The sequence below is a fragment of the Chryseolinea serpens genome (genome assembly GCF_900129725.1).
GTDB classification, from domain to species: Bacteria; Bacteroidota; Bacteroidia; order Cytophagales; family Cyclobacteriaceae; genus Chryseolinea; species Chryseolinea serpens.
This window is the reverse complement of the sequence record NZ_FQWQ01000002.1, coordinates 403,172-427,568: the sequence shown is the minus strand read 5'-3', so window position 1 is coordinate 427,568 and position 24,397 is coordinate 403,172. Positions and strand designations below refer to the sequence as shown.

Below are 24,397 nucleotides of genomic sequence, written 5' to 3'. Positions count from 1 at the left end.
TCGGTTAAGTAAAAAATATGATCACTAAAGATAAGCCTATTCACCTCCCAACGGAAGTAGCCCATCCTAAATTAACGTCTGTTCAACTTCCTTAGCCGCGCTTGCTTTTCCACCCGGGGCCCCGCACGACACGGCCGGGCAAGGCGCCGGTGTGTTCGCCCTGGTGGAGCACCTGCACGCCGTTCACAAAAACGTGTTGCATGCCCGTGGCATATTCCTTGGGCGAATCGAACGTGGCGTGGTCGGCAATGGTGCGCGCGTCAAAAAGGGCCAGGTCGGCATAGTAGCCTACCTTCAGGCTGCCTCTTTTTTTGAGCTTCAGGTTGCTGGCCGGCAAGGCCGTGAGACGGCGAATGGCTTCCGGCAGGGAGACCACTTTTTCGTCGCGAACATATTTTCCCAGGAACCGCGCAAACGTCCCATAGGCCCGGGGATGCGTCCCCCAATCGGCAAAGATCTTGGCTTCCGACATCGACGCGGCGTCGGAGCCGAAGCTCACATACGGCAGCGTCAACATGCGTTTCACATTGGCTTCGGAGATGAGGAAATAGACGGCAGCGATTGTGGACTTGTCGCGCACCACCAGGTCGAGCACCGTTTCGTCGGCGTCCTTGCCGTGGAGGCGGGCCACTTCGTCGAGCCGCTTGCCGCGATAGAGCTTGTTGAGCGAGTCCAGGCGAAAGCCCAGCATCATCACGTCTTTCGGATCGGAATTTTTTGTGGGGATCCCCAGTCGCATTTCCTCCAACACTTTCTTTCGCGTGACCGGATTCTTTAACCGCTTGCGCATGGCACTCGCGCCGCCTTCCTGCACCCACGTAGGCAGACGCGCCGTGAGACCGGTAGCGCTGGCGGTGTAGGTGTACATGTTGGCGGTAATTTTCAAACCAGCCTTCCGGGCGCTGTCCAGTTTGGCGATGACCGTTTCCACTTTGCCCCAGTTTCGTTCATGGTTGATCTTGAGGTGATAGATCTCCGCCGCAATGTGCGCCTCTTTCGAAATGCGGAACGTTTCGTTCATGGCCGAAAGAATGTTGTCGCTTTCGCTGCGCATATGCGTGATGTACATGCCGCCGTTTTGTGAGGCAACCTGCGCCAGGGCAATAAGCTCGTCGGTGGAGGCATAGTCGGCGGGGGCATAGATCAGCGACGATCCCAATCCCATGGCGCCGTCGTCCATCGCTTGTTGCACGAGGGCCTTCATGCGCTTCAGTTCCTCTGCCGTGGGCGGCCGGTTGTCGTGACCCAATTCATGGATTCGGATGGACGTTGCCCCGACAAAAGAGGCGACGTTGGGGCTAACCCCTTTTTTCAAAACATAATCAAAATATCCCCCGAGGGTGGTCCACAAACTATCGACGGGTTTGCTGGTAGCTTTTCGCTTCACGGGACCGGGCGACCATCCTTCGCCAAACACTTCGAGCGTAACACCCTGTTTGATGTCGCTCATCGAGCGGCCGTCCATCAGGAGGCTGCGGTCGGCCCAGCTCAGCATGTTGATAAATCCAGGTGCCACCGCGAGGCCGGTCGCATCAATTTCTTTTTTGCCGGCCGCATCACCGAGATCGCCGATGGCGGCAATGGTGTCGGCTTGCAAGGCAACATCGGCGGTGAAGGGTTCGGCGCCCGAGCCATCATAGACGGTGCCGTGCCGGAGAATGACATCAAAGGTCTGCTTGGGCTTGGGCCGGCAGGCCAACAAGATCAAAAGGGCAACACCCAACACAATACAATACCGCATGCTGAAAAAATATGAATGGCATGATAGGCACCTTTATGGAGAAAAGAAAGGCGATGTAAGGTATGAGCCCAGATGGTATAAAACAGTCGCTCGCCCTGCCCGGATAACCTGGGTTGATCGCAAAACGACCGTCGACGAGTTCCGGCTAAGCGATTATGGCCACGCGAGTGAACAGCGGAAACCTTACCGGCCGCGAACCCTTGCCCCAGCGCCCGGCGAGTTGCTGAATGAATTCGGGTACCGGATCATGTCCCTTTTGCTGAATGAATTTTTGAGTGGCCGACCAACTCGATAAATATCCTGACAAATGATCGAGCGTCCATTCCGTTTCGATGGCCAGCGGCGGCGAAGGGATGATGGGAAATGGAAAAGCAATCGTCTTGTACTCGTTCTCTACCAGCCGGCGGGCATTATCCCAATACGGCCCCACGACATTCTCGTAGAAATTCATGAACGCCTCGTCGATGGCGGGTTCAATATACAACAGCCCATAACCCCAAATCGCCAACAATCCTCCGGGTTTTATCACGCGCTTCACCTCGGCATAAAATTTATCGAGATCAAACCAATGGAGGGCCTGACCCACCGTGATCAGATCGAAGTGATGATCCGGAAAGGACGTGCTCTCTGCAGGACTGACAGCGTAGTGGATGTTGCCCGCCGGCGACGCCTGATCCAGTTGTTTCTGGCTGATGTCGGTAGCGTAAACATTTTTGAACCGGCGCGCCAGGCGAACCGCCGCCTGCCCATTGCCGGTGGCACAGTCCCATGCATTTTCATTTCCGTGTACGTGCTGAAAGATGAAATCATACAGCGCCTCGGGATAGGTCGGGCGGAAGGCCGCGTATTGCTTGGCCTGGGTGGAGAAGAGGTCTTTCATTTTTTTTTTATGAGATTATACGGATGCCGCCGGCAAAAGCTTCACCAATAACTCTTTAAAAAATTTGGCCGCCACCATGGCCGTCATGTTGTTGATGTCGCGGGTGGGATTCAATTCGACAATGTCGGCCCCGACGATGGTGGCGTTCAGGCCCTGCAGAATGCCAAGCACCTGGCGCGTGGAAAAGCCGCCAGGTTCATGGTGCGACACACCCGGCACGAATGCGGGATCGAGGGCATCCAGGTCCAGCGAAATATACAGCGGCCCGTCAAAGGACAGGTTGGTACCGTCTTTCCAATCCTTCATTTCGATGGACTCCACACCAAAGCGCCGGGCTTGCTCCCGTTGGTGCGGATTGTAGGTGCGGATACCTACCTGCACCAACCGCGAAGCCAGACCCTCTTCCATGATCCGTGCAAAGGGGCAGGCATGCGAAAATTTGTTTCCTTCAAAATCATCGTACAGGTCGCCATGCGCGTCGAGGTGGAGGATGTTGAGTGGCCGATATTTTTTTGCAAACGCCTTGATGATGGGATACGTGATCGAGTGGTCGCCGCCGAGGCTCAGCACGCGGTGATCTTTGCTGAGCAAATTGAAAACATTTTGTTCGATAGAAGGAAACGCAGCCGGCATGCCAGGAAGCTGCAAATCCCCTTGATCCTTCCACGACTGCGTTTGGCTGAGGTCCGTGCCATTTTCCGCGCAATAGTTGGCAGAGGCAGAGTGATACGCTTCACGGATCTTTTGCGGGGCCGAGGCTGCGCCCGATAGAAAAGAAGAGTTGCTATCCAAAGGAATTCCAAGAACGGAGACCATAAAAACGAGGGGTTAAGAAGTTATCAAAAATAGAAGTTTTGGCCTTATACGGCAGCGCTTTGCGACCCGGAGTTGAGGTCTGTGCATTAATTTTTAGAAATGATTCGCTGCCATTATTATCTTCAAATGCTTTCCTTTTGTATAAATTGACTTACAAAATCTTTTTTTATTTACTGAAAGCCGTAAATTGAAATACACTTTTTTACCCCCTTCCTATGAGCACTTTTAAACGAAGAGACTTCCTGAAGAATAGCATGATGGCCGGCATGGGCGTGTCGGTTGTCGATCCAAGAACATGGTTAGAAGGTGGTCTGAAACCCGACCCGGAAAAAGTGGAGATCACCCCCTCGGCCAGCCCTAAAAAAGTGATTGTTGGGGGTGGGGGATTGGCGGGCCTTTGCACGGCCTATGAACTGACGCGCCGGGGCCACGACGTGGTGGTCATGGAAGCCAGCGGTCGCCATGGCGGCCATGTGTTCACGGTCCATGACGGGCTTTCGGATGGCCTATACGGCGATGGCGGCATGGAACACATTTGCAAACCCGGCTACGATCGCTATTGGGGATATATCCAGGAGTTTGGACTCACCGCCTTGCCCTATCCCCGCCGGAAGAACCTGGTGCGCCGCATCGACGACAAATTCTATACGGAAGAAATGTTGGCCGACCCGGTGGTGCTCAAAAAATTCGGCTTCAACGATCGCGAAGTAAAATTTCTCTCGCAAAACCCGTGGTGGGACCTTGAGTCACTCTATGTGAAACCCTACCTCGATAAATTCAAAGACGAATACCAGCCGTTTGGCGTGGGCTACGACAACATGGACAACACGCCCATGGCCGATTTGTATAAAAAAGACGGAGCCTCTGCCACCGCCCTGAAGTTCCTGGGAGGCAACGACTATTCCGTGCAGTTCGAATTGTGGCGCGCGGCCATTCTCCATCTGCGCGGCGTGCCCCTGGCGCCCCCGGAAGTGTTCCGTTTAAAGGGAGGCAATCAAATGCTGCCCAACGCATTCGCTAAGCGCCTGGGTTCAAAAGTGTGGCTCAACTGCCCGATCCTTTCCATCAAACATGGCGACAGTGGCGTGACGGTCACCTACAAACAATTCAACGAACAAAAAGAAATGCAGGCCGACTACTTCGTGAACTGCATCCCACCGCCGGCCTTCAAGAACATTCCCGTAACGCCGGGCTTCTCACCTGAAAAACAATTCGTGCTCGACAATCTCGTTTACGATTCCTATCAGCGCTTTGTCTTCCAGGCTTCGTCAAAATTCTGGTTGGATGACAAGCTGAGCATCAACATGGAGCTCGACCTTCCCGATCTCTGGTCGGTGTGGCAATCGGCCGACGAAGTGGAAACGCAGCGTGTGGTCATCCTGGGCACAGGTCCTGGAGGTGTATCGCCACAACGGGCGTTGGCGGCTTTCCGCTCGGTGTATCCCGGCAAACGCGACACCATCGAATTTGCCACCAGCCGCGACTGGACCAAGGAGACCTATGCGTCCACCTGCGAGCGGACGCCTTTTGGCATTGGCACGCTGAAGAAATTCTGGCCCGAGGTGATGAAGCCTTTCGGTCGCATCCATTTTGCCGGGGCGTATGCCGACAATTTGAATTGGGGCACGGAGGCCGCTACACGCTCGGCCAACCGCGTGGCCCAGGAAATCGACAAAGCCTGATCGGTGCATGATGCTGCGAAGGAATAAACCCCGCAAGGTCATTGTCGGTGGTGGTGTGATCGCCTTGACGATGGCATCCTGCGCATTGCTTTCTTCTTTCCGCGAAAGCGAATCCGTGGCCGGGAATGCTGCGCCCGTAGTGCGCATTACACTCCCTACCGCGAATGCAAAATTCCAATGGAATACGATGGTCAATTACACGATCAGTGTCAACGATAAAGAAGATGGCAATTCGGAATATGAGGAGATCGCCCCACACGAAGTGTTGTTGCAGGTCTTGTTCCTGTCTGATTCAACACAACTTCAGGCCTACCGGTCAGAACGATCCAGGACAGAACCGGAGCCTGCAGCGCTCCTGGCCATCACCACACTACCCTGCTTCAACTGCCACGTGGCGAATGACAAATTGATTGGCCCGTCGTTTCAAAGCATTGCGGCGAAGTATCCTTACAGTGCCGCTGTGGAGGATGCCTTGTCGAAGAAAATAATCAGCGGCTCGTTGGGCACATGGGGAAACATTCCCATGCCGCCGCACCCGGAAGTGGAGGCAGCGCAGGCAAAGGAGATCGCGCGATGGATCCTGAAAAGCAACAACGATGTTGATCACTTCTACATGGCCGGTCTCAGCGGCGCATTCAAAACAAAAATGAAGCCGGTGAAAGATGCGGGCAAAGGCGTTTACCTGTTGCGTGCCAGCTATGCGGACCACGGGTCGAAGGATGATCCGCAACAACGCAAACGCGGGCAGCACACGCTCGTGTTGAGGAATTAAAAATAAAAATGTCTTCGCGCGTCCCTTGGGGTTTGCGCGAAGACATCGTATGCTTTCTTTTCTGGAATGATTACTTCCTGATCAACAACGCCAATTCCTTCATCTGCTCTTCGGAAATGGTCGAAGGGGTGTCGATCATCACGTCGCGGCCCGCGTTGTTCTTGGGGAACGCGATGAAGTCGCGGATGGAATCGGCACCGCCAAAGATGGAGCACAGCCGGTCGAAGCCAAAGGCGATGCCACCGTGGGGAGGCGCGCCGAATTCGAAGGCCTCCATGAGAAAGCCGAATTGTTTTTTGGCCTCTTCTTCCGAAAAGCCCAGGTGGCTGAACATCATTTGCTGTGTAGGCCGGTCGTGGATCCGGATGGAACCGCCACCCACTTCCGTGCCGTTGATCACCATGTCATACGCATTGGCGCGCACTTTGCCGGGATCGGTATCCAGCAACTTGATGTCTTCCGGTTTTGGCGAGGTGAACGGGTGGTGCATGGCGTGGTAGCGCTTGGTTTCTTCGCTCCACTCCAGCAACGGGAAGTCTACTACCCACAGGGCCGAGAATTTTTGTTTGTCGCGCAGACCCAGTTTGTCGCCCATCAGCAAACGCAGCTCGTTCAATTGCTTGCGGGTGGTGTAGGTTTCGCCCGCCATCAAAAGAATAAGGTCGCCGGGTTTGGCATTGAATTTATCGGCCCACGTCTTCAGTTCTTCCGGTGTATAAAATTTATCCACCGAAGATTTGACAGTGCCATCGGTGCGATATTGTACATACACCAAACCTTTCGCGCCGATCTGCGGACGTTTTACAAATTCTGTCAGTTCGTCGATTTGCTTGCGCGTATATTCGGAACATCCCGTGGCGTTGATGCCGACCACCAATTCGGCGCTTTCAAACACAGGGAAATTTTTGCCTTTCGTCAGTTCGGTGATCTCCACAAACTCCATGGCGAAGCGCGTGTCGGGTTTGTCGGAGCCATAGCGTTTCATGGCCTCGTCATAGTTCATGCGCGGCACCGACGGCATGTCGATCCCTTTCACATGTTTGAAGAGATGACGCACGAGGCCTTCGAACATGTTGAGAATATCTTCCTGCGTGATGAAGGCCATCTCGCAGTCGATCTGCGTGAATTCGGGTTGACGGTCTGCGCGCAAGTCTTCGTCGCGAAAACATTTTACGATTTGATAGTAGCGGTCGAAGCCGGAAACCATCAGCAATTGTTTAAACGTTTGGGGCGATTGGGGCAACGCATAGAATTCGCCGTGATGAACGCGCGAAGGCACCACAAAGTCGCGCGCGCCTTCGGGGGTGGACTTGATGAGCACGGGCGTTTCCACTTCGATGAAGTTCTGACCATCGAGGTAGGTGCGGGTTTGCTGGGCCATCTTGTGGCGCAGTTGCAGGCTTTCGCGCACGGGGTTACGGCGCAAGTCGAGGTAGCGGTATTTCATGCGCAGCTCGTCGCCGCCATCGGTATCGTCTTCAATGGTGAAGGGGGGAAGTTTGGCGGCATTGAGGAGGTTGATGGCCGTCACTTTCACTTCGATTTCGCCGGTGGCGATCTTGTCGTTTTTGGAAAGGCGCTCGGTCACGACGCCCTCTACCTGCACCACAAACTCACGGCCGAGGCTGCGGCCTTTTTGCACCAGGTCGGCGGCGCTTTTGCCTTCTTCAAAGATCAATTGGGTAATACCGTAGCGGTCGCGGAGGTCGATCCACAAAACACTACCCTTATCGCGTACGCGCTGTACCCAGCCCGCCAGGGTAACGTGTTTATTTGCGTCTGATAACCTCAATTCACCGCAAGTATGAGTCCGTAACATCTGAGTTTTAATTAATTTAGCCGCGAATTTAACAATACTTTGTGTCTGCGCCTTATATGCTAAAAATTAAAAGTGCCACCCCCATGGCCCTCTGTCTGCTGGCCCTCCTGTGCCTGGCCGCAGGGAAGCCCAAGATGAAGAAAGTGAAAGTGAACGACGCCATAACGGTTTCGGTACCCCAGGATTGGCATCCTATGGACGATATGGATTTCAACGAACGCTATCCCTCTATCCGGGCGCCCCTGGCCGCCTATACCAACGCCGAGCGGGAAGTGGATTTTAGCGTAAACATTTCCGCTACACAATGGCCGGATGCCGACCTGGCCCTGGCCCAGAAATTTTTCCGCGCCAGCATCATGAACATGTTCGACCGCGTGAACATGATCAATGAAGGCATCCATGAAGTGGGTGGTAAAAAATTGATATTCTTCGAGTTCGATGCGCGCCTCAACGGCAGCAAGAAACAGGAAGGGCTGCAGGAGCCCGTGTTGCGCTATACCTACATTCAATACCTCGTGGAGCCCCGCCAGACGCTGGCCTTTTCGTTCAATTGCCCCAAGCGCCTGCAGCAGGATTGGCAGGAAACAGCCCGGGAGATGATGACGGGCATCAAGATAAAATAGGTCCCGACCGCGGAAAGGAGCAGACCTGCGCTTGTCATTTTGCTCAAGGCGTTTAGCTTTGTGACCCTATGGAGCTTTTTACGGACGAATACTTCATGCGCGAAGCCCTCAAGGAAGCCGACAAGGCGTTAGCGATCAATGAAGTGCCCGTGGGTGCGGTGGTGGTTTGCAAAAACCGGATCATTGCCCGGGCCCACAATCAAACCGAAAAGCTCACGGACGCCACGGCCCACGCCGAGATGTTGGCCACGACCGCGGCGGCAAACTATTTGGGGTCGAAGTACCTCAGTGAATGTACCCTCTACGTCACGTTAGAACCCTGTGTGATGTGCGCCGGAGCCCTGCACTGGGTGCAGTTGCAAAAACTGGTCTACGGCGCCTCCGACGTGCAACGCGGCTACAGCCTGGTGAACACCCCGCTGTTGCATCCGCGCACCACGGTGGTGACAGGCACAAAAGCAGAGGAGTGCAAGAAACTGATCGACACCTTCTTTGCGCGCATACGCAAAGCAGGAGAACGGTGAAATAAATAATAATTATAAACAGCAAAACGATAAATCAATCATGGAAGTAAAAGGAAGAGTAGCACAATTGCTGCCGTTGACAACCGGGATGGGAAAAAAAGGTCCCTGGAAAAAGCAGGAATTCATCTTGGAAACGCCGGGACAATATCCCAAAAAGATCTGCTTGTCCATCTGGGGCGATAAAGTGGATCAATACAACCTTGCCGTAGGCGAACTCATCAGCGTGGCCGTGGACCTCGAAAGCCGCGAATACAACGGTCGCTGGTACACCGAAGCCCGTGCCTGGAAGATCGAGAAGACCAGCGGTGGCGGAACGCCTCCTCCCCCCGACGAAGAGCCGTTCATGGCATCGAACACGGCCACCGACGACCTGCCTTTTTAAGAAAAGAAAGAACAAGTACGGTGTGCTTTTGTTAGAAAAACCACCGGTGATCGATAGATAATCGCGCCCGCATGAAATTTTCTTCAGCAGCGATTGGTTGTATATTTGATTCCCAAAAAAATATTGTTAAACCCTAAAAATCATTTATCATGGCCTTTACCCTTCCCGCTCTGCCCTATGCGTTTAATGCATTGGAGCCGCATATTGACGCTCGTACCATGGAAATTCACCATGGCAAACACCATAACGCTTATGTTACCAACCTGAACGCTGCCGTAGCCGGCAAGCCCGAAGAGAGCCTGAGCATCGAAGAGATCTGCAAAAATATTTCCAAGTACCCCGCAGCGGTCCGCAACAATGGCGGTGGTCACTATAACCACAGCCTGTTCTGGACCGTGCTCGGTCCCGGTGCAGGTGGTGCGCCTACCGGTGCAGTGGCCGAAGCCATCAACGGCGCTTTCGGAACATTCGACGAGTTCAAAACCAAATTCGCCGCTGCCGGCACAGGCCGCTTCGGTTCTGGCTGGGCCTGGCTCGTAAAGGATGCCAGCGGCAAACTCCAAATCACTTCCACCCCCAACCAGGACAACCCCCTGATGGACGTTGCCGAAGTGAAAGGCACACCCGTTCTTGGCCTCGATGTTTGGGAACACGCTTACTACCTGAACTACCAAAACCGCAGACCCGACTACATCACCGCTTTCTGGAATGTGGTAAACTGGAACGAAGTAGCAAAACGCCTCGCTGCTGCGAAATAATTTTTGATCATTGATAAAAAAGAAAGGCTGCCTCAAAAAGGCGGCCTTTTTTTATACTTGAAATTTCAATGCCCTAAACTAGATACCCCAACCGTTGAATGATGACCAACACTTGTCATTCCCTTGCTTGCCCGCCGAAGCTTTAGCGAAGGAGGGCGTCTCCTTTGCGGCCTTTGCGTCTTTGCGGTAGAAAATGAAGCCCGCATCCTTTACCGATGCGGCACCACATACATCACCCCCGCCCGCATCGCGAAGTCACCCTTGAAATAAAAATCCGCCATCGCCTCAAACCGCCACCGATCGCTAAGCACCTGGTTCCACCCCGCACCCAACGCGATATCATTCTCCCCGATAAGCCCCCGGACACGCGTAAAAAAATTATCCATCGGATACCAACGCCCGCCCAACACAAAGCTCACCCCATCGCCCGTCCAAACATCAAACCCCGCCGACGCGGTGATGCTGCGTGTAAAAAAATAATGGCCTTCGGCAGAGAACTGTGCTTTCTTGAGGATGCCCTCATAGTCCGTCTTGGCCAGATCCATGGCCGCACCAAACATGAAGTCCTTCGCATCCTGAGCGTGACTGAAAACCGTAAAACACAACAAACTGACAAACAGAAACGATCGTAAAAACATACACCTGCATTAACGCCCAAATATAACGTTAATGCAGGTGTATTTTATGAATGAACAAATGACCAGATACCAAACCCGGTCAAGGCTATTTATTCGTAGCTCAGGTGAAGTCCTCCACCCCAATCCAAATCGGACTGGCTATCGGACAGGCTTGACCAATCCGATTGATTTGCCTTCGCCGGCTGATCAGCATTCTTTACCTGGCCTGAACGACCCGTGTGAGTAGAATGACCCGGCTGCGAGGGACTCGCATTCCCCGGACGACCAGAAGCGTGACCATTGCCCGAACGACGACCATTGCTGGTGTTGCCATTGCCCGAGCGACCGCCGTTGTTTTTATTGTCAGAACGACCACCCTGATTTCTATTATCAGGGCGACCACCCGCGTGACGGCCATGCTCAGAACGACCTGCGTTGCCTTTATTGTCAGGACGCTGTGTCGGCGTGTCACCTGCAGGTTGGTTCAAATCAGGAAGATCCGTTGACCTGCCTTGGCGACCACCATCCCGGCCGTTACCGGAACGCGCCTGTTGCCCCTGACCACCCGGACGACGCGAACGATTGCCTCCACCCGGACCTTGACGACGTTGCTGATTGCCACTGTTTCCTTGACGCTGTGCAGGTGCTGCGTGCGTCTTGGGCATGCCGGCGTGCAGCAACGGATAGGGATGATCTTCTACAACGGGTATAGTCTTTTTGATCAGCTTGTGAATGTCGCTGAGATATTCCTTTTCTTCTTCATCGCAGAACGAATACGAAACACCACTTGCACCAGCACGACCTGTACGGCCTATGCGGTGAACGTAAGTCTCGGGCACGTTGGGCAACTCGTAGTTGATCACAGTCGACAGGTCTTCCACATCAATGCCGCGGGCGGCGATATCGGTAGCGACAAGCACACGCGTGTGCTGTGATTTAAAATTGCTGAGTGCGCGTTGGCGAGCACCCTGCGATTTGTTTCCGTGAATGGCTTCTGCCCGAACGCCGGCCTGGTTCAGATCTTTGGCAACCCGATCAGCACCATGCTTGGTACGCGCGAACACGAGCGCCGTAGCGATGGACTGGTCTTTCAGGAGATGAAGCAACAATTTCTTTTTGTCGCGCTTCTCCACAAAGAACACCGATTGCTGAATGGTGTTTGCCGTGGACGATACCGGTGTCACCTCCACGCGCTGTGGGTTGGTGAGGATGGTGTCGGCCAGCTTGGCGATTTCGGGAGGCATGGTAGCCGAGAAGAAAAGCGTTTGGCGCTGCGTGGGCACTTTCGCGATCACTTTCTTCACGTCGTGGATAAAGCCCATGTCCAGCATGCGGTCGGCCTCATCCAAAACCAGCACCTTCAGGGTTTGGAGCTTCACAAAGCGCTGGTCCATGAGGTCCAGCAACCTGCCGGGGGTAGCCACCAGGATATCAACACCGGCGCGCAAGGCGTCGGTTTGGGAACGTTGGGGCACGCCACCGAAGATGACGGTGTGGCGGATGCGCAGGTATTTGCCATAGGCGGCAATACTTTCGCCGATCTGGATAGCCAGTTCGCGCGTGGGCGTAAGGATCAATGCTTTAATGCCAGCGGGACCTTTTACAAAAAGTTCGTCCTGGTGAAGCAGTTGAAGAATGGGGAGCGTGAACGCTGCGGTTTTGCCGGTGCCGGTCTGGGCGCAGGCAAGCAGATCGCGTCGTTCCAGTAAGATGGGTATCGATTGCTCCTGAATAGGAGTGGGTGTCGTATAGCCTTCTGTGTTCAAAGCCCTCAAAAGGGGCTCAATGAGATTTAATTTTTCAAATGACATGATTGGATTTTTGTGCTGCGGAGGACTTGAAAGCGTTGTTTAAATGAATGCCTCCTGAAAAAGTGGCGTGAAAAACGCCTTTTTTATATGATTTAATCGGAATGATGTGCAAAGGTACGAAAATAAACCGAGAGAACCGCGCCCGTACGGCCGCCCGACCACTTCCGGGACATTCCAACCGCCCGACACATCCGTCGCGCCTATGAAACCTGTTTTTCTCTAAATTGATTCCCAACACCTAAAACAACCTAACCACCCTTTCTCATGAGAGCTTTCATCCTTCTCCTTTGCCTCCTGGCAACGAGTGCAGTAACCGCCCAGGAACGTCCCGTGGGCATCTTCCAGGATTACACCGACGTGGGCAATCCCAAACTGGCCGGGTCCACCCAATACGACGAGGCCACCCAGACCTATACGCTGAAAGGCTCGGGCTACAACATCTGGTTTGCCCGCGATGAATTTCAATACGCCTACAAAAAACTGAAGGGCGACTTCATCCTCACGGCCAACTTCGAGTTTGTGGGCAACGGCACCGACGCCCATCGCAAGATCGGCTGGATGGTCCGCGAATCGAAAGACGACAACGCCGCGCACGTCACCGCCACCAACCACGGCGACGGCCTCACCGTGCTGCAATGGCGCTTGCTGAAGGGCGCCTTTATGAGGGATCCCGAAGATGAAGCCTTTACGACCAAGAAGAACTACAACATCATCCAACTGGAGCGCGCCGGCAAGAAGCTCACCATGAGGGCCGCTCATCGCGGCGAGCCCCTGCAAGTGATCGGCTCCGTGACGATGGAAAGCATGAAAGACGAAGTGCTCGCCGGCTTGTTCATCTCCTCGCACAACCCGGATGTGGTGGAGGAAGCCCGCGTGTGGAATGTCCGTATCGATCAGCCAGTTCCCGAAACCTATAACCCGGGCAAGGAAGGATGGATCGGCTGTCGCATGGAAGTGATGAACGTGTGGGACGGCAAACGCAAAGTGATCCGCGAATCCACAGGCCGTTTTGAAGCGCCCAACTGGATGCCTGGTGGACAAAACCTTTTGTTCAACGAGAACGGCTCGCTCTACAAAATGCCCATCACGGGGGGCACACCCGAAAAGATCAACACCGAACCCGTCAACCGCAACAACAACGACCACGTGATTTCTTTTGATGGAAAAATGATCGCGCTCAGTTCTCACCGCGAGGGATTGCCGGGTGGAGGCTCGACGGTGTATGTGGTGCCGATTGGAGGGGGCACGCCCAAACAAGTGACAGAGAAAACGCCTTCCTACCTGCACGGCTGGGCACCGAATGGAAAAGAGCTCGTCTTTGTTGGCCAACGCGATGGCAAAGTATATGACATCTACAAGATCTCCGTGAACGGCGGCGAGGAGATCAAACTCACCAACAACGTGGGCACCCACGTGGACGGCCCCGAATATTCGCCTGACGGAAAATACATTTACTACAACGGCAACCAATCGGGCACCATGCAACTCTGGCGCATGAAACCCGATGGCTCGGCCAAAGAACAACTGACCTTCGACGAATACAACAACTGGTTCCCCCACATTTCGCCCGACGGAAAATGGATCGCCTTTATTTCCTTTCCCCCAGACATTCCCGTGAACGACCATCCGTCCTACAAACGCGTGATGCTGCGATTGATGGGCGTGTCGGGTGGCGCACCGCGCGTGATCGCCTATTTGTATGGAGGCCAGGGAACGATCAATGTGCCGTCGTGGTCGCCGGATAGTAATTCGATTGCGTTCGTTAGTAATTCGGGAAAATAGAGAGGGTAGCCCTTTCCTTTTAAAGTAGTGGAGATTGTAGAGAACGGGAGATGATCGAAATAAGGAACGCAGATGTGGTACGGTCGGGCTTGCGCCTGTTCCAGGATTTTAATTGGCAGATCAACGATGGCGAGCACTGGGTGATCACCGGCCCCAACGGCAGCGGCAAGACGGTGTTGTTGGAAATGCTGGCGGGCATGACCCATTTGCCCAAGGGAGAGATCCGCTATGATTTCATTTCCGGAGATTCGTGGGACGAGCGCCATGCGGAACGCAAGCGCAAGATCCACCATATCCCCACGCATGCCTTGCAAGCGTTTCTCAACAACAATCCCAACCTCTTCTATCAGCAGCGCTACTACACGATGGCCGCCGACGACGTGATCACCGTGCGTCAGATCCTGGGCGAAGGCGTGGAGCGGTTGTCGTCGTTGCCCATGCCGGCGAACCTGTCGATTGCACACTTGCTCGACGTGGATGTTACGCGGTTGTCGAACGGACAGTTGAAGAAAGTGTTGTTTCACAAGAGCCTCATCCGAGAGATACCGCGCGTGTTGTTGCTGGACTATCCGTTTGAAGGCCTGGACCCGGGGAGCCGCAAGGACCTTTGTGAGTTGATCGACTTCATGGCCAACGCCTATGACATCCAGATGATCCTGGTGGATCATTATCACCAGCTTCCCACCGTGATCAATCGCCGGCTGGTGTTGGAGGATTTTTCCATCCGTCAAAAAGAAACGATCACGGCGCAGCCTTTTGATGATCTTCAACCTAAACCAACGGTGACGCGCGAGATCGCCGCGGAGAGTGAGCCGGTCATTGCCATCACCGACCTGAAGATCCAGTATGGCGAGAAAGTTATCCTGGAACATTTCCATTGGCAGGTGAATAAGGGTGAGCGCTGGGCGCTGGTGGGGCGCAACGGCGCAGGCAAGACCACATTGTTCAGTATGATCTTTGCCGATCACCCCCTGGCTTATACGCAGAACATTTTTCTGTTTGGAAGACGCCGGGGAAGTGGCGAATCGATCTGGGATATCAAGCGACGCATCGCCTACCTGGGACCGGAACTGATCAACTACCTCGCGCCCAAAACCATTGCCGCCTCAGGGCGTGACTATATTCAGAATATTCACCGGAAAGCTGAAGCGCAAACGCTAAACGCGTTGATCGATTATTTTGAGGCCGGATCTTTTATCGACAAGCCCGTGCGGTTCCTGTCGTCAGGGCAGTTGCAAATGCTGTTAATGATCAGCACATTTCTCACCGAAAAAGAATTGATCCTCCTGGACGAGCCCTTCCAGTTCCTGGACCTCGACCAACGCGCGCGCGTCACGACCTATTTGCAGGCACACCTGCATCCGGAGACCACCCTGATCCTGATCACCCACGACGAACAGGACATTGCCGACTGGACATCGCACACTTTGCGGTTGTGATTTTTTGCGAGGAGGGTAGTTTCGCAATTCTTTTGTGATCCTTTCGGTTCAAGGTCAATAGATTCATCTGAGAAAAAGCGATTGACAAAATTATATGCGCATGATGCGCGATCCACATCTTTTAGCCGCAGGTTTTCGATGATTTTCATCCTATCCGGCCACACGCACCGCACCGCAAGCCCGGAAACTTTTTTAAGGGCCTTTGTGTAATTAGCTCAGATTAATATATTTACATTGATCTATACATGATCATGGCACTGAACTGGAAACAAGTAGAGAAGATCTCGAAGGCTTTGGGCGATTCCAATCGCCTCAAAATCCTGCAACACATCTCTAAAAAAGGTGGTTGCGGTCAATGTTCCGAAATACAGGACGTTATCGACCTCACACAGCCCTCCATTAGCCACCACATCAAGATCCTGGTGGAAGCCGGCCTCATCGAAGCCGAAAAGGAGGGAAGACATCACAAATACAACCTGAACGAGCAATTGGTAAAAGAGTATACCAATGCCGTAAACGCGTTGAAATCAAGCTGATCCTTTTTTTTGGAAAAATAGATCGAAAAATTTAAATGTGTCGATGAACCTTTTTGTTGTCAGGCGCATTTATAGGTCAGAAGCCTCAACGGGCTTTTTTTTGAAATAACACATCGAAACATTTAAATGTATTAAACTAATAAACTATGAGTACATCAACCGCTCTTACACCCTACGCCCTTGGCCCCCATACATTGACCAGCAAAATCGTGATGTCGCCCATGACGCGCTCGCGTGCGATCAATAACGTCCCCAACAACCTGATGGCCGACTATTATGGCCAACGCGCTTCGGCTGGGTTGATCATCACGGAAGGCGTATCGCCGTCGCCTAATGGTTTGGGATATGCGCGCATTCCGGGCATCTTCTCTGACGAGCAAAGGCAAGCCTGGAAGCCTGTAGCAGAAGCGGTGCACAAGAAAGGTGGAAAGATCTTTATGCAACTCATGCACTCCGGCCGCATCGGCCACCCTCACAATCTTCCTGCTGCTGGAAAACTCATCGGGCCGTCGGCCATCGCAGCCAGTGGCAAGATGTGGACCGACAAGAGCGGCGACATGCTGGAACATCCGGCTCCCGAGGCCATGAGTGCCGACCTGATCGCATCGACAAAAGCGGAATATGTTAAGGCTGCACAAAACGCTATCGCCGCAGGTTTCGACGGCGTGGAGTTGCACGGCGCGAACGGATACTTATTGGAACAATTTCTCTCGCCCTTCGCCAACCAACGCACCGATGTTTATGGCGGCAGCATAGAGAACCGCGCACGCTTTGCGTTGGAAGTGGCCGAAGCCGTGAGCAACGCGATCGGTAAAGACCGCACCGGCATCCGCCTGTCGCCTTATGGTGTCTTCAACGACATGCCGCATTACGATGAGATCACAGCGACCTATCATTACCTCGCAGAACAACTGAACACCCTTGGTCTGTTGTACATCCACCTGGTGGATCACAGCGCAGGCGGTGCTCCCGAAGTGCCGCATGCCATCAAGAAAGGAATCCGCGAACGGTTCAACAACACGCTCATTCTTTCCGGTGGCTACACGCTGGCCCGCGCCAACGAAGACCTCAACGCCGGTCATGGCGACCTGGTGGCGTTTGGCAAGCCCTTTATCAACAACCCCGATCTCGTGGATCGCTTCCGTAAAAACTTCCCGCTCAACCTGTTGCTGGATGCCAGCACCTTCTACACACCCGGGGCAAAAGGTCTCATCGACTACCCCGTCTTTGCAGACGAAACGGTGAGCGCCTGAACCTTGTCACATTTTAAATCTGAACACTGAATAATCTAAAATCTAAAAAGTCATGTCAACAAAAATCAAATCCATCGGCGTCGTGAGTGCTCGCATTGTACTCGGGCTGATCTACTTTGTCTTCGGACTGAATTTCTTCCTGCATTTTTTGCCCACACCTCCTTCGGCGGGTGGACCGGCCGATAGCTTTGCGGGGGCTTTGTTTCAATCCGGTTACTTCTTTCCTTTTCTGAAAGGATTGGAAGTGGTTGTCGGCATCTTGCTGCTGGCCGGTGTGTTTGTTCCGCTGGCCTTGGTGGTCCTGGCGCCCATAAGCATCCACATCCTGTTGTTTCATGCGTTCCTTACCGACAACGTGGTGATGGCCGTCGTGATCCTGGCGTTGAACCTGTACCTGGCCTGGTCGTATCGCGACTACTACAAGCCTTTGTTCGCGCCGAAAGCAACGGCAAGTTTATAAGGCCTTCTCTATAGATCGGAAAGCTGCGGCGGGAGTTATCTTGTAGCAGCTTTCTTTTTTGTATGAATTCTTTCGATCTTTCGCGCCATCATGACGGCAACACCTCTTTATGTTTTTTTCCGCGATGCGATCGTGCCACAGGAAAAAGCACTGGTCCATGTGAGCGACCTCGCCATCCAGCGCGGCTATGGCATCTTTGATTTTTTCAAGATCGAAAACGGTCATCCCTTTTTTCTGCCCGACTACCTCGACCGGTTCTATGCATCGGCGGAGGTCATGCGACTGAAGGTTCCTTATGATCGGGCAGCACTGACCGACATCATTTATGCGCTGATCGAAAAAAACAACCTGCCTTCTTCCGGCATAAAGATGTTGCTCACCGGCGGTTATTCCCCGGATGGCTACCAGGTCGTGGCGCCTAATCTCATCTTAACGCAGCAGGCTTTGACCTTGCCGCCACCCTCGCAAATTGAAAAAGGCGTAAAGATCATTACGCATCAGTATGTGCGCGACATCCCCGGTGTGAAGACCATCAACTATTCCATGGGCATCTGGCTCACGGAAAAGATCGCTCAACAAAACGCCACCGATGTGCTCTACCAAAGCGCTGGGCTGGTTTCGGAATTGCCGCGTTCGAATTTTTTTATCGTGAAAAACGATAACAGCGTGTGGACGGCGGCCGGAAATGTTCTGCGTGGTGTTACCCGCAAAAACATCCTGGGGCTCTCATCCCACACCATCCGCGAAGGCGAAGTTTCGTTGCAAGATGCCTACGAGGCCAAAGAAGCCTTCCTCACCAGCACCACAAAACGCATCGTGCCGATCGTACAGATTGACGACCAGGTGATTGGCGACGGCAAACCCGGGGCCGTTTCGCTTGGTTTGTTAAAGGAATTGGTGCGATTGGAGGAGGAAGACGTCCGCAAGACCGCTTTCGCAAAAAAATAATGTAAAATTTTCTTATTCCTGTTGACATAGGGCTGTCAGCCCCCGGTGCGTGATTAGCATAAAAAAAGATCTTTATGCAAGTCAAGGAAGTAAAACCCATCACATTCCTCTTTTTCAGGACCGTCACGCAGCTCAAGGACCTCGTCAACTACTTGCCGGTGGGACAGGAGCTTTTCCGCGAGGCTGTGCAAAACAAGCTCGCCATCACCGGGCCCATCCACTGGCACTATTTCGGGTTCACCGGCGACGAAACAAAACCCTTCACGCTCGAGGTGGCATTGCCTGTCGCCACTGCCCCGCAAGAATACGATGGCACCTTTCATTTCAAACGCACCGAACCGTTCAAGTGTGTTTCCACGGTGCACGAAGGCAGCTGGACCTCGATGCCGGAGGCCTATGAAAAAATGGTTGCTTTCATTTTTGCCAACAAGCTGGAACCGCTCGCCATGAACCGCGAGATCTATACCAATGTAGACTTCACCGATCAAGCTTCCAATGTCACCGAAATTCAAATGGGTATTGTCTAGGGAGACTATGAAAAGAATCGCGCTCATCGTCATTGGCATCCTGGTAGGTGCAGTGGGTATGTGGGTGGCCTTTTCGGCCATGCGTTAGGGTGATGATTTTCGCAGGCGGCAGACGGATTCCCGCAGGCAAATCGTTACCTTGTTTTCGCTATGCCGGGAAACGAACAATGCATCCACCAGTTTTATGCTGCCTTTCAAAACAAGGACTACGTCACCATGCAGGAACTCTATCATCCCGAGGCGACGTTTAGCGACCCCGTGTTTCAAAACCTCAACAGCACGGAGGTGAAGGCCATGTGGGAAATGCTGATCACCTCGGCAAAAGACCTGGAAGTGACCTTCAGCGACATTGCGGCCGATCAATCCAAAGGCACCTGCCGTTGGGATGCGGTCTACACCTTTTCGCGCACGGGCCGCCGTGTGCACAACCGGATTCGTGCGGCCTTTGAATTCAGGGATGGCCGGATCGTGAAGCACCGCGACACCTTCGATTTCTGGAGCTGGTCGCGTCAGGCACTCGGCGCGCCGGGTCTGTTCCTGGGTTGGACGCCGGTGGTGAAAAATGAAGTGCGCGCCACCGCCCGCAAGGCGCTCGACAAATTTATGCGCCGGGCCGATCATCCCTAGGTTTAAGATGCAATTGCTACCTTTGCCCCATGTTGCTAGAAAAAGTGCGTGCGGTTGAAGAAGTGTTCGAAAACCTTGACCGGGAGATCTCCACGTTTCAATCCTGGTCGGGATTGCATTGTGCGTGGGGCTGTGGCAAATGTTGTTTCAAACCGGACATTGAAGCCACCATCCTTGAATTTCTTCCTTTCGCCCATTACCTCTACACCGAGAACCGTGCCTTCGAATGGCTGGACAAGATCAAATCCTCCGACTCGGCGATTTGTCACATTCTCAACCCAACGCAACCGGGAGCCGGCTTGTGCAGCGAATACAAACACCGTGGTTTGATTTGCCGTCTCTTTGGCTACTCGGCGCGCACCAACAAATACGGCACGAAAGAACTCGTGACGTGCCAGATCATCAAGACCGAACAACAACCGCAGTACGAAGCCGCTGCCGCACAAATTGTAGAGGAGAAACCCGTGCCGGTGATGAATCAATTCTACATGCAATTGCATGCGATAGATTTCGAACTGACGCGTGAATTTTTCCCGATCAATGAGGCCATAAAGCGGGCAATAGAGGTTATATTGCATTACTATGCTTACCGGGAGTAAATATGGGTTGTACACATTTTTTTGCGTCTGTTTTCTCAGCGCAAGCAGCGCGTATGCCCAACCTAGTGACTCCGTTGGCACCAACCGTCCGTTCACAGAATTTTGGACCAAACCCCTCATCGTTCCCAAGCTTGGGGTGGGTGTTCAGGACCGGCTGTTTGTCGAAATGGGGGTGCAGTGGCATTCCATCTATCGTCATCCCCTCACGTTGATCTCCAAAGGGCCTTATTGCACGGTGGATCTTTTTATAAAACAAAGCAATGTCCTGGTGGGCCCAAAACTGGGATATGAGTTTACGGCAGGGTTGCTGGGGGCAGCCTTCGACGTGACCTACTTCATCGATCACAACTACAATGCGGAGGGAGCGAACCGCAAAGCCTGGGTGGCCACACCCAAGGTCGGACTTTCGATACTGGGATTTGCCGATCTGTTCTACGGCTATTCCATACCCATCTCGGAAGAGCGCATCACCAGCATTTCCCGCAACCGGTTCTCACTGGTTTTCAACATCAACACGTATTATTTTGATCTGAAGGAGGCGCCGCGCAGGCGCAAGGGCTAGAAAAGCGTGTCCAAAACCACCCTGAGCACAGCCTGGCCAACCGCCGGTTTTTCGGGCAAGGAGAGCCCCATGGCGTGGGCCGGCAGGACGGGCACTGTGAGCACAATGACCACGAGGACGGCCACCAGGATGCCCAGGATAATGGAAAGTTCTTTATAGGTAAATCTTCTGTTCACGTTTTTCTTCTTTGCCAATGCCATGCCAGCCCTGAAAAAGCCATTTAGGGCTTTATTTTTGTGGTAGAGGGCGATATAGCGTTCATATGTGGACATTGGATCTGGTTGTTTCGTACAGTGGATACCGCACGGCGGAACATAGGTTACTCGGCCGATGCCGAAATTATTAAGGTATGCGCCTGACCTCTTTTCTGGCTAGATTTGTTGACGAAGGATAAACCGTATTACAGGTTATGAAGAAAATAATTGTCGTGATTGCCGCAGCCGCCCTGGTGGTGCTGACCACCTCCATGGCCCTGATAACCAGCCGTGTGCCCGAGGAAGGCCCCGTGAAATGGTTGACGCTGGAGGAAGCCATGAAAAAGGCAACCACCGAGAAACGGCCGATTTTTATTGACGTCTACACCGACTGGTGTGGCTGGTGCAAAGTGATGGACCGGGAGACCTTTAATGACCCGCTCGTGGCCAAACTGCTGAACGACAAATTCTACCCGGTGAAGTTCAACGCCGAACAAACGGCCGACGTAACGTTCAAGGGACACGTGTTCAAGTTTGTTCCCAGCGGCGACCGGGGCTATCACCAGTTGGCGGCCGCGTTATTGAACAATCAACTCAGCTATCCGACGGTGGTTTTTCTGAATGAGAATTTTGATATGCTGCAACCACTGCCGGGCTACAGGAAGGCGCCAGAATTTCACATGATGGCCCAGTTCATTGGCGAAGGCCACTACAAAACCGAAAAGTGGGACGAATGGCAAAGCCACTACAAATCGCCCTACGGAAGCCAGCGGAACGAACCCTGAACTGCAACTTGTACCTTAATAAAAAAGCCTTGACATCGTTACTGCCAAGGCTTTTTCTTTGGTATTGTTAGCAGTTGATTCAATCCTTCTTACCTTCTTTTTTGGTCTTCAAAAAGTCGATATAGCCCAAAGCTGTGGCAAATCCGACCAGAACCGCTACGATGGCGATGAAAATGTTTGCGCCGTCCCCGATAAATTGATGAAACATGGAAGTAGTTTGTTTACTCGACAAAGGTATAGGTTGAAGGGAAACCTTGAAAGGATTTTGTATTAATTATTAGCGAAACCGCGCTTGCTCTACAACACCTTCTGCAATCGTTTTAACTGGCGAATTCCCCCCGAAAAGTAGTGACAAACGGTAGCGCGTTGTGAGGAGGATGGCAGCAATGCAGGTGAAATATTTTCCGGTGCTGAAAAGCGCGTGCTTCGCTCATCCCAACCCGGCGATTTCCCGGTAGCGTCTACGCCACGGGTGAGTTTTTCTTGTGGCGTACTTTCTTATTGATGTAGAAAAAGTTGAGGGCGCCAATAATGCCCAACACGGCCAGGATGATGAGCAGAATGAACATGCGGGTGTTGCGCAGTTCCAGCTTGGTGATCTCGCCTTGCTGTTGCAGCATGTCGAATTCCTTCTCCTTTTCCTGGAAGTCGATCACCATTTCCATCTGGGCGATGTTGCGCGTGCTTTCTTCGCCGAAGATCTTTTCACGGGCGTCGTCGTACTTCAGCATCATGTCGTAGGCCAGTTTCCAGTTGTTTTGGTTGGAGGCGTTATCGGCTTGGGCCTTGTAGAGGGGGGGCAGGAAAGAGAAGGCCTGCACGTCCTGGCAGAGCTTCGTGGCTTCGTCGAGGTATTGCGCCGCAGGCTTGGGTTGCTTGGCTTTGGCATAGGTGATGCCCAGGTTGGTGAGCACGTTGAGGATGCCGAGCTTGTTGTCGTTGGCGCGTTCGATGGCCAGGGCTTTTTCGTAGAACTCCACGGCTTGTTCGTAGTTGCCCTGACGGAAATAGATGTTGCCCATGTTATTGAGGGGATCGGCAAACTTGATCCCGATCTTGTCGCTGAGCTGCGAGGCTTCTGAAAAATATTTCATGGCCTTTTCATACAACTGGATCTCCAGGTTGAGGTTGCCCAGGTTGTTCATGGACCCGATGATCTTGCGATCGTCTTTGAGCTCGACAAAAAGGGCATAAGAATCTTCCAGGTACTTCATGGCCTGGCCATATTCTTTTTTGATGGAATAGATGGTGGAGATGTTGTTCTTGGTAGAGGCAATGCCTTCTTTGTTGTCCAGCGTTTCGTAGATCTTCATCGAGGTGATGTAGTAGTCCAACGCCTTGTCGAGGGCACCTTGATTGCGGTAGATGATCCCTAAATTGTTGTAGGACGCGGCCATACCTTTTTTGTCGCCGATCTCGGTGGCCAGGTTCAGCGCCTCGCGGGTATAGCCCAAGGCCTTGACGGGATCGGTGCGCAGGTTGGCGCGGAACAGCTCATTGAGGGTCTTCACTTTATGGTCGTTCTTGGCGGTGTCGAGAACGGCCTGCAGGCTGTCGATCTTTTGACCGAAAGCGGAAAGAGACAAAAAGAAAGCTAAATAGAACGAACCGCAGACGTTTGGCTTCATGGCTTGAAATGGGAGTCTAAAATTAACAACTATTCTCCATATTTAGCATCCCGATGGCAAACCGGGTCGCAAAACCAAGACTTTGGGTTTGATTGCCTTCGAAGCTATGGTAATAAATGTAATCAATATATGATATACCGAAATGCCCTTCTTGCCATTCTGTTTACAGCCTGCAGCTTTTTTGCAGTAGCGCAGCAACCCCCGCCCGATCCGGCCATCACGTCCACCATCCAACAGCTTTTCAAAGGCATGGAAACCGGCGACAGCGCGCTGGTGCACGCCGCCTTTGCGCGCGAAATCACCATGGCCACCGTGCGCCGCGACAAGACCGGCAACCCTGTGTTGCAACGTGAGGCCTCAGCCCAGGGATTTCTGAAAGCCGTGGGGACTCCGCACCCGCAAACCTGGTATGAAGAGATCTGGGATGTGAAGGTGCAACAAGATGGCGACTTCGCCCAGGTGTGGTGTGACTATGCTTTTTACATCGGCAACACCTTTAGCCACTGCGGCGTGGATGCCTTCCAACTGCACAAGCAAAAAGACGGCTGGAAGATCTTCCACCTGGCCGATACGCGCCGCACGGAAAATTGCACGATCCCCAAATCCATACAGCAAAAACATACACCCTAGTG

27 protein-coding genes are annotated in these 24,397 nt (G+C 53.0%); 18 read left to right on the top strand and 9 right to left on the bottom strand.

What is annotated here, in order from left to right; genetic code table 11:
* Positions 1 to 91 precede the first annotated feature (91 nt).
* The 3 genes from BUB30_RS15750 to speB all read right to left on the bottom strand — a co-directional run bounded on the left by BUB30_RS15750 (position 92) and on the right by speB (position 3,437).
* On the bottom strand, positions 92 to 1,741 hold the full coding sequence (locus BUB30_RS15750) for an N-acyl-D-amino-acid deacylase family protein (protein ID WP_073135792.1): 1,650 nt from the start codon (positions 1,739 to 1,741) through the stop codon (positions 92 to 94).
* Positions 1,742 to 1,886: 145 nt separating this feature from the next.
* On the bottom strand, positions 1,887 to 2,621 hold the full coding sequence (locus BUB30_RS15745; RefSeq protein ID WP_073135790.1) for a class I SAM-dependent methyltransferase: 735 nt from the start codon (positions 2,619 to 2,621) through the stop codon (positions 1,887 to 1,889).
* Between the two features lie 15 nt (positions 2,622 to 2,636).
* Entirely contained in the window at positions 2,637 to 3,437 is an 801-nt protein-coding gene (speB, locus tag BUB30_RS15740; protein WP_073135788.1) for an agmatinase, read from the bottom strand.
* Between the two features lie 215 nt (positions 3,438 to 3,652).
* On the opposite strand from speB, the gene BUB30_RS15735 reads away from it, so the two are divergent.
* Together BUB30_RS15735 and BUB30_RS15730 are read left to right on the top strand one after the other, a co-directional pair.
* A complete protein-coding gene (locus BUB30_RS15735; protein WP_073135786.1) occupies positions 3,653 to 5,119 on the top strand; it encodes a flavin monoamine oxidase family protein in 1,467 nt (488 codons plus the stop codon).
* Positions 5,120 to 5,126: 7 nt separating this feature from the next.
* Complete coding sequence (locus tag BUB30_RS15730; RefSeq protein WP_073135784.1) at positions 5,127 to 5,891, top strand: c-type cytochrome; 765 nt, start codon at positions 5,127 to 5,129, stop codon at positions 5,889 to 5,891.
* 70 nt (positions 5,892 to 5,961) lie between these two features.
* Here the strand turns inward: BUB30_RS15730 and aspS are convergent, their stop codons facing one another.
* A complete protein-coding gene (gene aspS, locus BUB30_RS15725; protein WP_073135782.1) occupies positions 5,962 to 7,710 on the bottom strand; it encodes an aspartate--tRNA ligase in 1,749 nt (582 codons plus the stop codon).
* 83 nt (positions 7,711 to 7,793) lie between these two features.
* Between aspS and BUB30_RS15720 the strand changes: the two genes are divergently transcribed.
* From BUB30_RS15720 to BUB30_RS15705, 4 genes are all read left to right on the top strand, one after another.
* Positions 7,794 to 8,333, top strand: coding sequence for a hypothetical protein (locus BUB30_RS15720; RefSeq protein ID WP_143164947.1), 540 nt, complete (start codon positions 7,794 to 7,796; stop codon positions 8,331 to 8,333).
* Positions 8,334 to 8,401: 68 nt separating this feature from the next.
* Entirely contained in the window at positions 8,402 to 8,857 is a 456-nt protein-coding gene (locus tag BUB30_RS15715; protein WP_073135779.1) for a nucleoside deaminase, read from the top strand.
* Between the two features lie 40 nt (positions 8,858 to 8,897).
* A complete protein-coding gene (locus tag BUB30_RS15710; RefSeq protein ID WP_073135777.1) occupies positions 8,898 to 9,239 on the top strand; it encodes a DUF3127 domain-containing protein in 342 nt (113 codons plus the stop codon).
* A 149-nt stretch (positions 9,240 to 9,388) separates the two neighbouring features.
* Entirely contained in the window at positions 9,389 to 9,997 is a 609-nt protein-coding gene (locus BUB30_RS15705) for a superoxide dismutase (RefSeq protein ID WP_073135775.1), read from the top strand.
* Positions 9,998 to 10,206: 209 nt separating this feature from the next.
* On the opposite strand, the gene BUB30_RS15700 is transcribed toward BUB30_RS15705, so the two are convergent.
* Both BUB30_RS15700 and BUB30_RS15695 read right to left on the bottom strand, forming a co-directional pair.
* Positions 10,207 to 10,635: a hypothetical protein gene (locus BUB30_RS15700; protein ID WP_073135773.1), complete on the bottom strand. Its 429-nt coding sequence runs from the start codon at positions 10,633 to 10,635 to the stop codon at positions 10,207 to 10,209.
* An 89-nt stretch (positions 10,636 to 10,724) separates the two neighbouring features.
* The gene (locus BUB30_RS15695) at positions 10,725 to 12,425 is read right to left on the bottom strand and encodes a DEAD/DEAH box helicase (RefSeq protein ID WP_084138161.1); all 1,701 of its coding nucleotides are present in this window, start codon (positions 12,423 to 12,425) and stop codon (positions 10,725 to 10,727) included.
* Positions 12,426 to 12,689: 264 nt separating this feature from the next.
* Between BUB30_RS15695 and BUB30_RS15690 the strand changes: the two genes are divergently transcribed.
* The 10 genes from BUB30_RS15690 to BUB30_RS15645 all read left to right on the top strand — a co-directional run bounded on the left by BUB30_RS15690 (position 12,690) and on the right by BUB30_RS15645 (position 21,158).
* On the top strand, positions 12,690 to 14,207 hold the full coding sequence (locus tag BUB30_RS15690; protein ID WP_073135771.1) for a TolB family protein: 1,518 nt from the start codon (positions 12,690 to 12,692) through the stop codon (positions 14,205 to 14,207).
* A gap of 50 nt (positions 14,208 to 14,257) precedes the next feature.
* Positions 14,258 to 15,646, top strand: coding sequence for an ATP-binding cassette domain-containing protein (locus BUB30_RS15685; RefSeq protein WP_073135769.1), 1,389 nt, complete (start codon positions 14,258 to 14,260; stop codon positions 15,644 to 15,646).
* 245 nt (positions 15,647 to 15,891) lie between these two features.
* Complete coding sequence (locus tag BUB30_RS15680) at positions 15,892 to 16,182, top strand: ArsR/SmtB family transcription factor (RefSeq protein ID WP_228450716.1); 291 nt, start codon at positions 15,892 to 15,894, stop codon at positions 16,180 to 16,182.
* 146 nt (positions 16,183 to 16,328) lie between these two features.
* Positions 16,329 to 17,435: an alkene reductase gene (locus BUB30_RS15675; RefSeq protein WP_073135767.1), complete on the top strand. Its 1,107-nt coding sequence runs from the start codon at positions 16,329 to 16,331 to the stop codon at positions 17,433 to 17,435.
* A 52-nt stretch (positions 17,436 to 17,487) separates the two neighbouring features.
* Positions 17,488 to 17,895, top strand: a complete 408-nt coding sequence (locus BUB30_RS15670; protein WP_073135765.1) for a DoxX family membrane protein — start codon at positions 17,488 to 17,490, stop codon at positions 17,893 to 17,895.
* Between the two features lie 90 nt (positions 17,896 to 17,985).
* Positions 17,986 to 18,843 (top strand): aminotransferase class IV, encoded by an 858-nt coding sequence (locus tag BUB30_RS15665; RefSeq protein WP_073135764.1) that lies wholly within the window; start codon positions 17,986 to 17,988, stop codon positions 18,841 to 18,843.
* A gap of 74 nt (positions 18,844 to 18,917) precedes the next feature.
* Positions 18,918 to 19,370, top strand: coding sequence for a GyrI-like domain-containing protein (locus tag BUB30_RS15660; RefSeq protein ID WP_073135762.1), 453 nt, complete (start codon positions 18,918 to 18,920; stop codon positions 19,368 to 19,370).
* Positions 19,371 to 19,520: 150 nt separating this feature from the next.
* Positions 19,521 to 19,997 (top strand): nuclear transport factor 2 family protein, encoded by a 477-nt coding sequence (locus BUB30_RS15655; RefSeq protein ID WP_073135760.1) that lies wholly within the window; start codon positions 19,521 to 19,523, stop codon positions 19,995 to 19,997.
* Between the two features lie 29 nt (positions 19,998 to 20,026).
* Positions 20,027 to 20,596 (top strand): YkgJ family cysteine cluster protein, encoded by a 570-nt coding sequence (locus BUB30_RS15650; protein WP_073135759.1) that lies wholly within the window; start codon positions 20,027 to 20,029, stop codon positions 20,594 to 20,596.
* The gene (locus BUB30_RS15645; RefSeq protein ID WP_073135757.1) at positions 20,580 to 21,158 is read left to right on the top strand and encodes a hypothetical protein; all 579 of its coding nucleotides are present in this window, start codon (positions 20,580 to 20,582) and stop codon (positions 21,156 to 21,158) included. Before BUB30_RS15650 ends, BUB30_RS15645 begins: the two co-directional genes overlap by 17 nt.
* On the opposite strand, the gene BUB30_RS15640 is transcribed toward BUB30_RS15645, so the two are convergent.
* A complete protein-coding gene (locus BUB30_RS15640) occupies positions 21,155 to 21,430 on the bottom strand; it encodes a hypothetical protein (RefSeq protein ID WP_073135755.1) in 276 nt (91 codons plus the stop codon). The two genes, BUB30_RS15645 and BUB30_RS15640, sit on opposite strands and share 4 nt — an antisense overlap.
* 137 nt (positions 21,431 to 21,567) lie before the next feature.
* On the opposite strand from BUB30_RS15640, the gene BUB30_RS15635 reads away from it, so the two are divergent.
* Complete coding sequence (locus BUB30_RS15635; RefSeq protein ID WP_073135753.1) at positions 21,568 to 22,137, top strand: thioredoxin family protein; 570 nt, start codon at positions 21,568 to 21,570, stop codon at positions 22,135 to 22,137.
* 79 nt (positions 22,138 to 22,216) lie between these two features.
* On the opposite strand, the gene BUB30_RS35805 is transcribed toward BUB30_RS15635, so the two are convergent.
* Positions 22,217 to 22,345, bottom strand: coding sequence for a hypothetical protein (locus BUB30_RS35805; protein WP_257791774.1), 129 nt, complete (start codon positions 22,343 to 22,345; stop codon positions 22,217 to 22,219).
* A gap of 253 nt (positions 22,346 to 22,598) precedes the next feature.
* Positions 22,599 to 23,765 (bottom strand): tetratricopeptide repeat protein, encoded by a 1,167-nt coding sequence (locus BUB30_RS15630; protein WP_073135751.1) that lies wholly within the window; start codon positions 23,763 to 23,765, stop codon positions 22,599 to 22,601.
* 129 nt (positions 23,766 to 23,894) lie between these two features.
* Between BUB30_RS15630 and BUB30_RS15625 the strand changes: the two genes are divergently transcribed.
* Positions 23,895 to 24,395: a nuclear transport factor 2 family protein gene (locus tag BUB30_RS15625; protein ID WP_073135749.1), complete on the top strand. Its 501-nt coding sequence runs from the start codon at positions 23,895 to 23,897 to the stop codon at positions 24,393 to 24,395.
* Positions 24,396 to 24,397 lie beyond the last annotated feature (2 nt).

What these genes read in the sequence shown, in the direction of transcription:
- BUB30_RS15750 (WP_073135792.1), bottom strand. Translation starts at nt 1,741, where the DNA reads ATGCGGTATTGTATTGTGTTGGGTGTTGCCCTTTTGATCTTGTTGGCC.
- BUB30_RS15745 (WP_073135790.1), bottom strand. Translation starts at nt 2,621, where the DNA reads ATGAAAGACCTCTTCTCCACCCAGGCCAAGCAATACGCGGCCTTCCGC.
- speB (WP_073135788.1), bottom strand. Translation starts at nt 3,437, where the DNA reads ATGGTCTCCGTTCTTGGAATTCCTTTGGATAGCAACTCTTCTTTTCTA.
- BUB30_RS15735 (WP_073135786.1), top strand. Translation starts at nt 3,653, where the DNA reads ATGAGCACTTTTAAACGAAGAGACTTCCTGAAGAATAGCATGATGGCC.
- BUB30_RS15730 (WP_073135784.1), top strand. Translation starts at nt 5,127, where the DNA reads ATGATGCTGCGAAGGAATAAACCCCGCAAGGTCATTGTCGGTGGTGGT.
- aspS (WP_073135782.1), bottom strand. Translation starts at nt 7,710, where the DNA reads ATGTTACGGACTCATACTTGCGGTGAATTGAGGTTATCAGACGCAAAT.
- BUB30_RS15720 (WP_143164947.1), top strand. Translation starts at nt 7,794, where the DNA reads ATGGCCCTCTGTCTGCTGGCCCTCCTGTGCCTGGCCGCAGGGAAGCCC.
- BUB30_RS15715 (WP_073135779.1), top strand. Translation starts at nt 8,402, where the DNA reads ATGGAGCTTTTTACGGACGAATACTTCATGCGCGAAGCCCTCAAGGAA.
- BUB30_RS15710 (WP_073135777.1), top strand. Translation starts at nt 8,898, where the DNA reads ATGGAAGTAAAAGGAAGAGTAGCACAATTGCTGCCGTTGACAACCGGG.
- BUB30_RS15705 (WP_073135775.1), top strand. Translation starts at nt 9,389, where the DNA reads ATGGCCTTTACCCTTCCCGCTCTGCCCTATGCGTTTAATGCATTGGAG.
- BUB30_RS15700 (WP_073135773.1), bottom strand. Translation starts at nt 10,635, where the DNA reads ATGTTTTTACGATCGTTTCTGTTTGTCAGTTTGTTGTGTTTTACGGTT.
- BUB30_RS15695 (WP_084138161.1), bottom strand. Translation starts at nt 12,425, where the DNA reads ATGTCATTTGAAAAATTAAATCTCATTGAGCCCCTTTTGAGGGCTTTG.
- BUB30_RS15690 (WP_073135771.1), top strand. Translation starts at nt 12,690, where the DNA reads ATGAGAGCTTTCATCCTTCTCCTTTGCCTCCTGGCAACGAGTGCAGTA.
- BUB30_RS15685 (WP_073135769.1), top strand. Translation starts at nt 14,258, where the DNA reads ATGATCGAAATAAGGAACGCAGATGTGGTACGGTCGGGCTTGCGCCTG.
- BUB30_RS15680 (WP_228450716.1), top strand. Translation starts at nt 15,892, where the DNA reads ATGATCATGGCACTGAACTGGAAACAAGTAGAGAAGATCTCGAAGGCT.
- BUB30_RS15675 (WP_073135767.1), top strand. Translation starts at nt 16,329, where the DNA reads ATGAGTACATCAACCGCTCTTACACCCTACGCCCTTGGCCCCCATACA.
- BUB30_RS15670 (WP_073135765.1), top strand. Translation starts at nt 17,488, where the DNA reads ATGTCAACAAAAATCAAATCCATCGGCGTCGTGAGTGCTCGCATTGTA.
- BUB30_RS15665 (WP_073135764.1), top strand. Translation starts at nt 17,986, where the DNA reads ATGACGGCAACACCTCTTTATGTTTTTTTCCGCGATGCGATCGTGCCA.
- BUB30_RS15660 (WP_073135762.1), top strand. Translation starts at nt 18,918, where the DNA reads ATGCAAGTCAAGGAAGTAAAACCCATCACATTCCTCTTTTTCAGGACC.
- BUB30_RS15655 (WP_073135760.1), top strand. Translation starts at nt 19,521, where the DNA reads ATGCCGGGAAACGAACAATGCATCCACCAGTTTTATGCTGCCTTTCAA.
- BUB30_RS15650 (WP_073135759.1), top strand. Translation starts at nt 20,027, where the DNA reads ATGTTGCTAGAAAAAGTGCGTGCGGTTGAAGAAGTGTTCGAAAACCTT.
- BUB30_RS15645 (WP_073135757.1), top strand. Translation starts at nt 20,580, where the DNA reads ATGCTTACCGGGAGTAAATATGGGTTGTACACATTTTTTTGCGTCTGT.
- BUB30_RS15640 (WP_073135755.1), bottom strand. Translation starts at nt 21,430, where the DNA reads ATGTCCACATATGAACGCTATATCGCCCTCTACCACAAAAATAAAGCC.
- BUB30_RS15635 (WP_073135753.1), top strand. Translation starts at nt 21,568, where the DNA reads ATGAAGAAAATAATTGTCGTGATTGCCGCAGCCGCCCTGGTGGTGCTG.
- BUB30_RS35805 (WP_257791774.1), bottom strand. Translation starts at nt 22,345, where the DNA reads ATGTTTCATCAATTTATCGGGGACGGCGCAAACATTTTCATCGCCATC.
- BUB30_RS15630 (WP_073135751.1), bottom strand. Translation starts at nt 23,765, where the DNA reads ATGAAGCCAAACGTCTGCGGTTCGTTCTATTTAGCTTTCTTTTTGTCT.
- BUB30_RS15625 (WP_073135749.1), top strand. Translation starts at nt 23,895, where the DNA reads ATGATATACCGAAATGCCCTTCTTGCCATTCTGTTTACAGCCTGCAGC.